This window comes from Bradyrhizobium cajani, from assembly GCF_009759665.1.
Lineage (GTDB): Bacteria > Pseudomonadota > Alphaproteobacteria > Rhizobiales > Xanthobacteraceae > Bradyrhizobium > Bradyrhizobium cajani.
The window spans coordinates 91,302-103,338 of record NZ_WQNE01000015.1; the positions used below are offsets into that span (position 1 = coordinate 91,302).

At 66.1% G+C, this 12,037-nt stretch carries 11 protein-coding genes; 2 read left to right on the plus strand and 9 right to left on the minus strand.

Features of this window, described 5'->3' with window-relative positions; genetic code table 11:
• Positions 1 to 40: 40 nt before the first annotated feature.
• From GPL20_RS19265 to GPL20_RS19305, 9 genes are read right to left on the minus strand one after another with little or no spacing between them, the layout of a single operon-like run.
• Positions 41 to 1,018 (minus strand): ABC transporter permease, encoded by a 978-nt coding sequence (locus GPL20_RS19265; protein ID WP_157331078.1) that lies wholly within the window; start codon positions 1,016 to 1,018, stop codon positions 41 to 43.
• Complete coding sequence (locus GPL20_RS19270; protein ID WP_157331079.1) at positions 1,015 to 1,965, minus strand: ABC transporter permease; 951 nt, start codon at positions 1,963 to 1,965, stop codon at positions 1,015 to 1,017. Before GPL20_RS19270 ends, GPL20_RS19265 begins: the two co-directional genes overlap by 4 nt.
• Positions 1,958 to 3,481, minus strand: coding sequence for a sugar ABC transporter ATP-binding protein (locus GPL20_RS19275; protein WP_157331080.1), 1,524 nt, complete (start codon positions 3,479 to 3,481; stop codon positions 1,958 to 1,960). The genes GPL20_RS19270 and GPL20_RS19275 overlap by 8 nt, the downstream gene beginning before the upstream one ends.
• Positions 3,478 to 4,872, minus strand: coding sequence for an FAD-linked oxidase C-terminal domain-containing protein (locus GPL20_RS19280; RefSeq protein WP_157331081.1), 1,395 nt, complete (start codon positions 4,870 to 4,872; stop codon positions 3,478 to 3,480). The genes GPL20_RS19275 and GPL20_RS19280 overlap by 4 nt, the downstream gene beginning before the upstream one ends.
• 57 nt (positions 4,873 to 4,929) lie before the next feature.
• The gene (locus tag GPL20_RS19285; RefSeq protein WP_157331082.1) at positions 4,930 to 5,814 is read right to left on the minus strand and encodes an intradiol ring-cleavage dioxygenase; all 885 of its coding nucleotides are present in this window, start codon (positions 5,812 to 5,814) and stop codon (positions 4,930 to 4,932) included.
• A 15-nt stretch (positions 5,815 to 5,829) separates the two neighbouring features.
• A complete protein-coding gene (locus GPL20_RS19290; protein ID WP_157331083.1) occupies positions 5,830 to 6,732 on the minus strand; it encodes an NAD(P)-dependent oxidoreductase in 903 nt (300 codons plus the stop codon).
• Positions 6,733 to 6,753: 21 nt separating this feature from the next.
• Complete coding sequence (locus GPL20_RS19295) at positions 6,754 to 8,121, minus strand: amidohydrolase family protein (RefSeq protein ID WP_157331084.1); 1,368 nt, start codon at positions 8,119 to 8,121, stop codon at positions 6,754 to 6,756.
• Between the two features lie 4 nt (positions 8,122 to 8,125).
• Entirely contained in the window at positions 8,126 to 9,205 is a 1,080-nt protein-coding gene (locus GPL20_RS19300; RefSeq protein ID WP_157331085.1) for a maleylacetate reductase, read from the minus strand.
• Positions 9,202 to 9,525 (minus strand): Dabb family protein, encoded by a 324-nt coding sequence (locus GPL20_RS19305; RefSeq protein WP_157331086.1) that lies wholly within the window; start codon positions 9,523 to 9,525, stop codon positions 9,202 to 9,204. The genes GPL20_RS19300 and GPL20_RS19305 overlap by 4 nt, the downstream gene beginning before the upstream one ends.
• 106 nt (positions 9,526 to 9,631) lie before the next feature.
• On the opposite strand from GPL20_RS19305, the gene GPL20_RS19310 reads away from it, so the two are divergent.
• The gene (locus tag GPL20_RS19310) at positions 9,632 to 10,555 is read left to right on the plus strand and encodes a LysR family transcriptional regulator (RefSeq protein WP_157331087.1); all 924 of its coding nucleotides are present in this window, start codon (positions 9,632 to 9,634) and stop codon (positions 10,553 to 10,555) included.
• 13 nt (positions 10,556 to 10,568) lie between these two features.
• A complete protein-coding gene (xylB, locus tag GPL20_RS19315) occupies positions 10,569 to 12,014 on the plus strand; it encodes a xylulokinase (protein ID WP_157331088.1) in 1,446 nt (481 codons plus the stop codon).
• The last annotated feature ends 23 nt before the right edge of the window (positions 12,015 to 12,037 follow it).

Below are 12,037 nucleotides of genomic sequence, written 5' to 3' on the forward strand. Positions count from 1 at the left end.
TGCCTCCATCCCTCATTTTGCTTGTTGGATTTCTAAGAGCTCATTGCGCGCGGCGGCGGGTCTTCATGTCGAGCCAGACCGCGAGAATGACGATGATGCCGGTGACCAGCGGTTGCCAGTTGGCGCTGACCGAGAGCAGGTTCATGCCGTTCAGCACCAGCGTCAGGATCAGCGCGCCGATAAACGTGCCGAACACGGTGCCGACCCCGCCGAACAGTGAGGTGCCGCCGATCAGCACGGCCGCGATCGCGGGCAGCGTCAGGCTTTCGCCGATGTCGGCCTCCGCGGAATTCAGCCGCGACAGGAAGATGATCGAAGCAAGCCCCGCCATGGTGCCGGACACGGCATAGACCAGCAGCAGGCGCCGCGCGACGGGGATGCCGGAGAGGCGCGCCGCCACCGGATTGGCGCCGATCGCGTAGATCTCCTGGCCCCAGATCGTCCGCTGCGCGAACAGCGTCCCGATTCCGAGGAACACCAGCAGCAGATAGACCGGGATCGGCAGGCCGAACAGATAGCCGCTGCCGATCTGGCGGAAGCCGGCCGGGAAGCCGTGCAGGGTCTCGCCCGCCATGTACCAATAGGTGAGGCCGTTCAGCACCCAGAGCATGCCATAGGTGGCGATGAAGGAGGGGATGCGCAGCGCGGTGACCATGATGCCGTTGAGGAGACCGACGATGCCGCCGCAGGCAAGCCCGGTGAGAATGCCGAGCGCGGGCGAGCCGGTCTTGTGGATCACGGTCCCGGCGATACAGGCGGACAGCGCGACATTGGCGCCGACGGACAGATCGAGGCCGGCGGTCAGCACCACCAGCGTCAGGCCGGAGGCGATGAAGAAGGTCAGGCTCGCCTGCCGCAGCACGTTGAGGATGTTGCCGAGGCTCAGGAAGGAATCGCTGAGCACGGCGAGCACCGCACAGATCAGCAGCGCCGCGAGCAGGCGGTAGAACAGCTGGATCGCATCCTGCGACAGGAACGAGCGCGGCGGCGCGATGGCATCCTTGGTGATGTCGGTCATGCGCGGCTCCGAAGACCATCGAGGAACAGGGCAACGATGACGAGGACGCCGACGCTTGCGACCTGCACCGAGGACGGCAGCGAGATCAGGTTCAGCCCATTGCGCAGCACGCCCACCGCGATCACACCGAGCACGGTGCCGAGCAGCCAGCCATTGCCGCGCTCGAACGAAGTGCCGCCAACCGCGACGGCTGCGATGGCATCGAATTCGAGACCGAGGCCGGCGGTGGGATGGCCGGAATTCATCCGGGCCGTCATCAGCAGACCGGCGATGCCGGCCATGGCGCCGCCGATCGCGTAGACCGCGATCAGCAGCCGGTTCGGCGACAGGCCGGCATAGCGCAGCGCCTCGCGGTTGCCGCCGAGTGCGAAAATGTAGGTGCCGAAGCGGGTGTGATAGAGCAGGCCGTGAAACGCCGCATAGGTCACGAGCGCCATCACGATCGGCACGGGCACGCCGAGCAGCGTCGCGGAGTAGATGTCGCGCACACTGTGCGGGATGCCGACGACGCTCTGGCCGTCGCTGACGATCAGCGACAGCCCTTGCGCCATGCCGAGCGTGCCGAGCGTCGCGACGAAGGGCGGGATGCCGAGGATCGCGACCAGCCAGCCGTTGGCGATGCCGAAGGCGGCGCCAACGAGAAGCCCGGCGCCGAGCCCAAGCAGCATCGACTTGGTCGCGAGCGACACGATGGCGACGCAGAGCGAGGTCAGCGTCAGCACCGCGCCCATCGACAGGTCCAGCCCCTCCGTCATGATGATCAGCGTCATCGGAAGCGCGAGCATGGTGAGGATGGTCGACTGCACCAGCACGTTGGAGAGGTTGGCGACCGACAGGAAGCCGGGCGCGATCGCGCTGAACAGCGCGATCAGCAGCACCAGCACCATGGCAACGCCGGGAATGCGTTGGAGCGGGTTGGGTTGTGAAATGACTGCGGCCTCACGCATGATGCATCCCCAGTCGCACGATGTTCTCCTCGGTCAGTTCGTTGCGCGTCAGGTGCCCGGCGATGCGCCCCTCGCGCATCACATAGGCGCGGTCGCAGACATGGCAGATCTCGACCTGTTCGGACGAGATCATCAGGGCGGCCGCGCCCTCCGCGACGAGGCGGTCGATCAGGGCAAAGATCTCGGACTTGGCACCGATGTCGATGCCTCGCGTCGGCTCGTCGAAGATGAAGAGCTTCGAGCCGGCAGCCAGCCATTTGCCGATCACGACCTTCTGCTGGTTGCCGCCCGAGAGCAGGCCGACGGTCTGCCGCGCGCTCGGCGTGGCGATCCTCAGCTGCCTGATCAGGCTATCGGACGTACGCTGTGCGCCACGCTGGTCGAACAGGCCGCTTGGGAACAGCTTTCGCAGCGCCGACACCACCAAATTGTCGCTCACCGAGCGCAGCAGCGCGAGACCTTCACTCTTGCGGCTCTCCGGGATCAGCGCGATGCCGCGGCGGGTGGCGAGGTCCGGCTCGCCGGCAATGGCCTTGCCGTCGAAGATGATCTCGCCCGATGTCACGGGATCGGCGCCGAAGATGGCGCGCGCAACCTCGCTGCGGCCGGAGCCGACCAGGCCGCACAGGCCAACGATCTCGCCCCGGCGCACTTCGATGTTGATGTCGGAGATGCCGGTCGATGCGGTCAGGCCCTTGACCTCGAGCAGTATCTCGCCGGGCTTGTCGGCGAAATTGCGCGGATAGGTCATGTCGACGTTGCGGCCGACCATCATGCGCACGAGCTGGTCCGGCGTGACGTCCGCGGGTCGGACACCGTCGATGCGGCGGCCGTCGCGCAGCACGGTGATGCGATCGCCGAGCGCGAACACCTCAGCCATCCGGTGCGAGATGTACACGATGGACACGCCGTCGGCCTTCAGCCGCGCGATCAGCGCGAACAGCAGCTCGGTCTCGCGGTCGGACAGCGCCGCGGTCGGCTCATCCATCACGAGAATGCGGGCATTCTGGCTGATTGCCTTCGCGATCTCGACCATCTGCTGCTGCGCGACGCCGAGCTTGTCGACTGTGGTGGAGGGATCGATGTCGAAACCGATCGTGCCGAGCACGCGCCTGGCGTCGGCCAGGATCTTGCGCCGGTCGATGGTGCCGGGGATGCGGCCCTTCGGCTCGCGGCCGAGGAAGATGTTCTGGGCGATATCGAGATAGGGGACCAGCGAGAATTCCTGGAAGATCACGGCAATGCCGAGCTTCTGCGCATCGGCGGTCGAAGAGATCGCGACCTTCTCGCCGTTGTGGTAGAACTCGCCGGCGTCCGCGTGGTACGCGCCGCACAGCACCTTCATCAGGCTCGATTTGCCGGCGCCGTTCTCACCCAGCAGCATATGGACTTCGCCGGGGTAGACGGCAAAGGATACGTCATCCAGCGCCTTGACGCCGGGAAACTCCTTGCTGATACCCCGCAGCTCCAGCAGCGGTGTGGGCGTTGTGGCCTCGATCGGGAGCGCGTCGCTCATGCCTTGGCTCCACTCGCAAAGATCTTTCCGGGATTCATCAGGCCTCTGGGATCCAGCGCGGTCTTGACCTGTCGCATCACGTCAACGGCCTCGCCGAGCTCGTCGGCGAGATAGTCGATCTTGCCGAGCCCGATGCCGTGCTCGCCGGTGCAGGTACCGTCCATGGCGATGGCGCGGGCGACCATGCGGGCCTGCAGCGCCTTGGCGCCTTCGGCTTCGTCGGGCTTGGCGGGATCGATCAGGATCAGCATGTGGAAATTGCCGTCGCCGACATGGCCGACGATCGGCGCGATAAAACCGTGTTCGTCCGCATCGCGCCGGGTCTCGGTCAGGCATTCCGCGAGCCGCGAGATCGGCACGCAAACGTCGGTGATCACGGCGCGCGCGCCGGGCCGCAGGCCAAGGCCGGCATAGAGCGTGTTGTCACGGGCGTGCCAGAGTCGGCTGCGGTCCTCCGGCGCCTTGGCCCAGGCAAAGCCGTGGCCGCCATGATCGGCGGCGATCGCCTCCGCGGCCTCGGCCTGTTCGGCGACTGATGTCTCCGAGCCGTGGAACTCGAAGAACAAAGTGGGGGCCTCGCGATAGCCGAGCTTCGCGTAGGCGTTGATGCCGCGCATCATGACGTCGTCGAGCAGCTCGATGCGGGCTACGGGGATCGCGGACTGGATCACGGAGATCGCGGTGTCGACCGCGTTGTGCAGGGTATCGAAGCTACAGACCGCGGCCGAGATCGCCTGCGGCACGGGATGCACCTTCAACGTGATCTCGGTAATCACGCCAAGCGTGCCTTCCGCGCCGACGAACATCCGCGTCAGGTCGTAACCGGCGGCCGATTTGCGGGCGCGCTTCGCGGTCCGAATCACGCGGCCGTCGGCCAGCACCACCTCCAGCGCCATGACATTGTCCTTCATGGTGCCGTAGCGTACCGCCATGGTGCCGGAGGCGCGCGTGGAGGTCATGCCGCCGATTGAGGCGTCGGCGCCGGGATCGATCGGGAAGAAGAGGCCGGTGTTGCGCAGCTCCGCATTGAGCTGCTTGCGCGTGATGCCGGGCTGCACGACGACATCCATGTCGCTGTCGTGGATCGCCAGCACCTTGTTCATGCGCGCGAAGTCGAAGCAGACGCCGCCGGCGACCGAGGCCGCATTGCCCTCGAGCGAGGTGCCGACGCCGAACGGGACGATCGGCGTGCCTGCGTTCGCGCACATCTTCACGATGTCCGCGACCTCCTGCGTGGTTTCAGGAAAGACGACGATGTCGGGCGGCAGGTTACGGTAGTGCGACTCGCTCTGCCCGTGCTGATCGAGCACGCCGCGCGCAACGCTCGCGCGCGGGCCGATCATGCCGGTAAGGCGGTCGGCCAATATGCTCGTGCTGACCTGCGGTCCCATCCTTAGCTCCGTCTGCTCCCTGTTGCCGGACTCTTGCTGGTCCGGCGCCGCTTAAGCTTAGGCGGCTCTCGCGTTGCTCGCGACCTGCTTCAAACCGAAATCATAGTTGAGATGAAAATACTCGCTCTCCACCATGCGACCATCCGGCGCACGGCCGGCGGGGTGACGGACGAATTCGCGGATCAGGCTGTCCTTGACGCCGAACACCACGTCGCTGTCGAGATACTGGTCGCCGGCCACGAAGACATGGGTCACGAGCTGCTCGAAGCCCGGCGCCGAGATCATGAAATGCACGTGCGCCGGACGCCAGGGATGGCGGCCCTGCGCCTCCAGCATGTCGCCGACCGGCCCGTCATGTGGGATCGGATAGGCGGCGGGCTTGATCGACCAGAAATGGAAGCGGCCATTGGCGTCGGTGTGGAAGCGCGCGCGCATGGCGAGATCGCCGATGGCGTCGAGCTGCTGCACGTCGTAATAGCCGTCGTCGTCGGAATGCCAGACGTCGACGATAGCGCCCGCAAGTGGTTTTCCGTCGACGGTCGACACCGAGCCCGTGACCAGCATCGGATCGCCTTCCATCGGGCCGGAGATGTCGGCGCCGCTGTCCTTCTCCGGCGCGGCCTGGACGAAGAACGGGCCGAGCACCGTCGTCTCGGTCGCACCCTCCGGTACCGGATGGTTGATCGCATCGACCAGCATGGAGACACCGAGCGCATCCGACAGCAGGATGAACTCCTGGCGCTTGTCGTCGCACATGTGCCCGGTGCGGGTCAGGAAATCGATGCCGTATTCCCATTCCTTCTGGGTCGGCCGGACCTCACGGACGAAGGCATGAAGGTGGCGCACCAGCGCCTCGCTGACCTCTTTGATCCGGGGATCGGTCGCCCCCGCGATCCGCTCCAGCACCGCATCCGTGATCGTGGTCTCGTTGAAGTTGCGCATGGGTGTCTCCGTTGATCAGAGCTTCGGTTCGCCGAGGCCGGACAGACGCTCGATATGCTTGACGGTCGCGATGAAGTCGGTCTCGCCGTCGCCCTGTGCGACCAGCGAGCCATAGGTCTCGCGCACTTGCGCGGCGAGTTGAAGCGGCACGCCGACGGCGTGACCGGCGCCGAGGATGAGATCGAGGTCCTTGGCCATCTGCTTGCAGGAGAAGGTGGATTCGAAATCACGCGTGCGCAGCGGCGCGGTCTTGTACTTCACCATGGGAGAAGCCACCGCGCTGTCGTCCAGCACTTTCAAGATGTCCTGCCAGGCGATGCCGCCCTTGCGCGCCAGTGCCAGGCTCTCGGCCATCATGGCCGCCGACACCGCGATCATCAGGTTGACGGAGAGTTTTGCATAGCGCGCTTCCTCGGCCGGTCCGAGATAGGTCTGGGCGCGGGTAAAAGCGGCGAACACTGGCTTTGTGTTGTCGAAGGCGTCCTTCGGCCCCGAGACGAAGCAGGTCAGCGCGCCGGTATGAACGATGCTGGCGTTGCCGGAGACCGGCGAGCGAAGATAGGCAATGCCGCGCGCCTGCGCAGCGGCGGCGACCTCGGTGGAGGCCTCGACGCTCACGGTACTGGTCTCGATGAGCACAGCTCCGGGCGCCATCGCAGCGATGAGGCCGGCGGGGCCGAGCAACGCACCGCGCAAGGCAGCGTCATCGGGCAGGGACGTGACGACGGTAGCCTTGCCGCTCACGGCCTCGGCCGGTGAGGCGGCAATCGAAATGCCTTGTGCGCGCGCCTCGTTGATCCGTGCTGCGCTCTGATCGAACGCGGTGACGGCATAACCGGCCTTGGCGACGAGCACCGACATCGGCAGGCCCATCTTGCCGATCCCGATGAAAGCGACCTTTTTCGAAGTGTCTGTCATTGTTCTTGTCCGTTGGCGCCGCTAGGCGGCGCGTCCCTGTCGTTCGATGGCCTGCACTAGCCGCCGGCCGGATTGCGCGAGCAGCTGCTTCTTCGTCTCCAGCCCGTCAACCAGCAATTGGCCGTTGCGCTTCTTCCAGGTGCCACCGATCATGACGGCCTCGATGTTGGCGAGGCTCGTCTGCATCACGACGGTCGCGACGGGATCGTGCACCGGGAAGAGGTTGAGATCGGACGCGTTGATGATGACAAGGTCGGCGAGCTTGCCCGGCGTCAGCGACCCGATCTGGCTCTCGCGGCCGAGCATGCGCGCGCCTTCGGTCGTGATCCAGCGCAGCGCTTCGCGAACGGGGATCGTGGTCGTCGCCGGAATCGTGCCGCTCGCTTTTCGCGTCTCGGCATTGTCGAGCGCCCGCTGCATCGACAGCGCGACGCGTGCGGCAGAAAAGAGATCGCCGGCCAGCACGGATTCCAGATCGATGCCGATCGTCGGCCGAACGCCGCGCTTCAGCAGCCGTCCGGTGATCGGAAAACCGTGGCCCTGGATCATCTCGTTCTCCGGCGTGACCGAGAAGGACACGCCGAGATCGACCATCCGATCCAAGAGATCATCAGGCAGGTCGTTGCCATGGACGATGTTGATGCCCGCGCCGACCAGCCCCGCGTCGATCAGTTTCTCCCAGCCACCAGGCGTCTTGGCCGGGCCGCCACCCTGATGCATCGATGCGATCAGCTTCAGGTCTCGCGCCAGGCGGAAATCGTGCATGGCGACGTCGAGGGTCGAATAATGCGGGCCGAGGATCGCAAGCCCGAGCGTCACGAGTCCGTCGCGGTCGGCGAGGGGGCCAGCCAGCAGCCGCTCGACTTCGCGGCGCGGATGCGGGATCTCGGAGAAATGCGGCTCGCCCGGCTTCGGCTCCGGTTTCGGCGATCCGTGGAAAAACGCGGCACGGATGCCGCTCTCGATCAGGCCGCGCACTGCGGCATCGGTGTGATCGGGCGTCGGATTATTGTGGCACCAGTCGACCAGCGTGGTGGTGCCGCAATTGATCTGGTTCAGCGCGCCGACGAGGGTCGCGATGTGGATGTCCTCGGGCCGGAACACGGTCGCGAGCCCGGCATGCATGCGGCGGAAATATTCCAGCAGCGTCCAGTTCGCGGCATAGCCGCGCAAGCCCGTTTGCCAGGTGTGCATGTGCGCGTTGATGAGGCCGGGGATGACGATGCGCCCGGTGCCGTCAACGATCTCTGCCTCGCCGCTGCCGAGGTCGATCGACGGCCGCACGTCGGCGATACGGCTGCCCTCAACCAGCACGTCGCAGGTAGCGAAGTCGCCGATCGCGTCATCCATGCTGATGACGGTCGCGGATCTGATCAGCGTGCGCGGCATCGTCTCACGCCGCCGCTTTGATGGCGCTGGGCGGCTCGCCGGCCCAGGCGCGGGCGATCAGGTCGCGAATGGCGTTTCGTTCGAGCGGACGCGGATTCCAGTAGGCATTCGTCACCGCGAGATCGGCCGCTCTGTCGATGCCGCTCTCGGGCATCCCGACGTCGCGTAGCGCGACCTTCGCACCCAGTCGTTTCGCAAGTTCGAAAAGTCCCTGCGATGCGTCGGCAGCGCCGATCGCGCGCGAGATCCGCGCCATCGCGTCCGGCACAGCCGGTGCGTTGTAAGCCAGCGCATGCGGCAGCACGATGGTGTGGGTTTCGGCGTGCGGCAAATCGAAGGTGCCGCCGAGCGTGTGACAGAGCTTGTGATGCAGCGCCATGCCGACGGTGCCGAGGCAGACGCCGCACAGCCAGGCGCCATAGAGCGCCTCGGTCCGGGCCTCGCGATCGTCGCTCCTGGCGGCGATGGCGGGCAGGGCGCGGGCCAGCGCGCGGATGCCTTCTTCCGCCATCAGCGAGGTCACGGGATTGGTGTCGCGCGCGTAAAGCGCCTCCACAGCATGCGCGATCGCGTTGATGCCGGATGTCGCGGCGAGGGCCGCCGGCAACGTCAGGGTGAGGTCGACATCGTAGATCACGGTCTCCGGCAGCACGGCCGCATCGCGCACCGTGGTCTTCAGGCCGTTCTCGGTCTGGCCGACGATCGGCGTCATCTCCGAGCCGGCATAGGTGGTGGGGATGCAGAGCTGATTGACGCCGGTGCGCAAGGCGAGGGCCTTGCCAAGGCCCGTGGTCGAACCGCCGCCGAGCGAGACGACGCAGTCGGCCTCGCACGCCTTCATGGCCGCGAGGGCGCGCTCGGTGACCTCGACCGGGGTGTGCATGGTGGCGCCGGAGAAAAGTCCGGCATGGAGCGGGCCAAGCGCGGCCCCTAGGCTCTCGCCTTGCGCCTCCTGCTGCGGCGTCGTCAGCACCAGTGCGCGCTTGCCGCCGAGCCGCTCCACCTCGGCTTTGGCCGAGGCAAGCGTACCGCTGCCGAACACGACGCGGCAGGGCAGGTTTTCAAAGGTGAACGAACCGATCATGCGCCGGTCTCTTTGATGGGATAATCGACCTGGAAACGCCCGATCCGCAAGTCGCCAAGCGCCTCGCGGACGCGCAGATGTTCCGGGTGGGTGGCATAGGCCGCCAGCGCGGCCTGGTTGGCGAATTCGGAGAACAACACCACGTCGCAGGCGTAGTCGACATCGCTGACGTCCACGCCGACTTCGATATGGATAAGGCCGTCGATCCGGCCGCGCAGGCCCTCGAACAGGGTCTTGACCTTGACCCGGGCGGCGGAGCGCTCCTCGGGGGTCTCCCCGCGCAGCCGCCACATCACGATGTGCCTGATCGGGCCCGACATTTCCTGATTTCCTCGCCTGCGATTTGCTTCGTTAGCGTCATTTTGCCTTGCAGAAATCGGAAATAAAGGTCAAAATTTGTAAGTCTCTTTTCCTTATTCTGCAAAAATGGACCGGCTGCTCCAACTCGAGGTCTTCTCCAAAACCGCTGAACTCGGCAGTCTTTCCAAGGCTGCCGAAATCCTGCGGATGTCGAACGCGGCCGCGAGCCGTCATCTCAGTGCGCTGGAGGAGCGGCTTGCGGTCCGGCTGATCGAGCGCAACACGCGCCGCCAATGGCTGACCGAAGCAGGGCAGGAGCTGTTGCAGCGTTGCAGCACGCTGTTGAACGAGCTCGCCGAGGCGGAAGACGCCGTCTCCGACCGCGCGCTATCGCCGAAGGGCATGCTGCGCGTGACGAGCTCGCTGTCCTTCGCGATGATCTACCTCGCGCCGATGCTGCCCGCCTTCCGCGCGCTCTATCCCAATCTCAACGTGCAGATCATCAGCGCAAACCGCTACCCCGACTTCATCGAGGCCGGCATTGACGTCGCGATCCGCACGCGGGAGCACGAGCCGGATTCCAACATCATCGTCCGCCGCATCGGCCAGATGCATCGTGTGCTCGCGGCGGCTCCGTCCTACCTTGAGAAGCACGGCCGGCCGGAGCATCCCACCGATCTCGCCCGCCACAACATGCTGATCTACAATCTCGCCAATGATCCCTATTCGCTGCGGCTGAGCCAGGGCAGCACGACGCAGACGGTCCGGATCGCGCCGACGCTCGACAGCAATGACGGCCAGATCATCTGCGGTGCAGCGCGCGCAGGGCTCGGCATCCTGATCCAGCCGCTTTACATCGTGCAGGGCGATATCGCGGCCGGCCGGCTGGTGCCCGTCCTGAAGGGCTGGGAGCTGCCGCTGCTCACCATGAACATCGCCTATCAAAACCGCGTCAGGCTGCCGGCCAAGATCAGGGTGTTTTCCGACTTCCTGGTCAGCCACATCCGCGAGCATTCGGAGCCGGGGATCTGGATCGACGCGGCGAAGTGAACGGAACGCATCCATGTATCTCGGCATCGATCTCGGCACTTCGGCGGTCAAGACGGTTCTCGTCGACGGTGCCCAGCGCGTGATTGCAAGTGAGAGCCGGCCGCTCGCGACGGCGTCGCCGCAGCCCGGCTATTACGAGCAGGACCCGGCGCAGTGGATCGACGCAACCTTTGCCACGCTGGACGCCCTGAAGGCGTCGCATGCCGACGCGTTGGCGGCGGTCGAAGGCATTGGACTGTCCGGCCAGATGCACGGCGCCACGCTGCTCGATGCGAGCGCGAGGCCGTTGCGGCCCTGCATCCTCTGGAACGATGGACGTTCCGCCGGCGAGTGTCGTGTGCTGGAACGACGCTGGCCCGACTTGCGTGCGACGACGGGCAACAAGGCGATGCCGGGATTCACCGCACCGAAGCTGCTTTGGATCGCGACCCACGAGCCTGACATTTTTGCGGCGACGAAGCTCGTTCTGCTTCCAAAGGCCTACCTTCGCCTGGTGCTGAGTGGCGAGGCCATCGAGGACGTCTCGGATGCATCGGGAACGCTGTGGCTCGACGCAGCGCGCCGGGACTGGTCGGATGTGGCCCTGGCGGCGACCGGCCTGTCGCGCGATCACATGCCGCGTCTGGTCGAGGGATGTGCGCCCGCAACGACGCTGCGCGGCGAGCTCGCGCAGCGCTGGGGCATGCGCAGGCCGCCCATCATTGCGGGCGGTGCCGGCGACAATCCGGCGGGCGCCGTTGGCATCGGCGCGATCCGGCCGGGAACCGCGTTCGTGTCGCTGGGAACCTCGGGTGCCTTGCTGGCACCAACCGGCACAATCGCCGCCAACCCGGACCGCGTGGTGCATACGTTCTGCCACGCCATTCCCGACATGTGGATTCAGGCTGGCGCGATCCTCTCGGCCGCCTCCTGCCTCGCCTGGATCGCGCGCCTGTTCGGCGTTGCGGAGGCCGAGTTGCTGGCGCCGCTTGGATCGCGGCCGCAGGCGCCGTCGCCCGTGAGCTTCCTGCCTTATCTCGCGGGTGAGCGGACGCCGCACGACGATCCCGCCGTGCGCGGCATGCTCGATGGACTGAGCCATGGTACCGATCGCGGGATGATCGTGCAGGCCGTGCTCGAGGGCGTTGCCTTCGCGCTTGCCGACTGCCGCGATGCGCTCGCGGGTGCCGGCATTGCGATCACGGAGGCCGATATCATCGGCGGCGGTTCACGGTCCCCGTTCTGGCTCTCGGTGCTGGCAAGCGTGCTGAATGTTCCGGTCCATCGCTTTGCCGGAGGTGAGACCGGCGCGGCGTTCGGTGCGGCGAGATTGGGGCGGCTTGCTGTCACGGGTGAGGCAACGGCCGCAGTGTGCACGCGGCCGCAGCGCATCGAGACGTTCGAACCTGACGCAGGGCTGACCGATGCCTATGCCGAGCGGCTTTCTGCCTGGCGCGAACTGTATCGGCCGCGCCACTAGCATCGCCTCGGTGTTGCATTCTC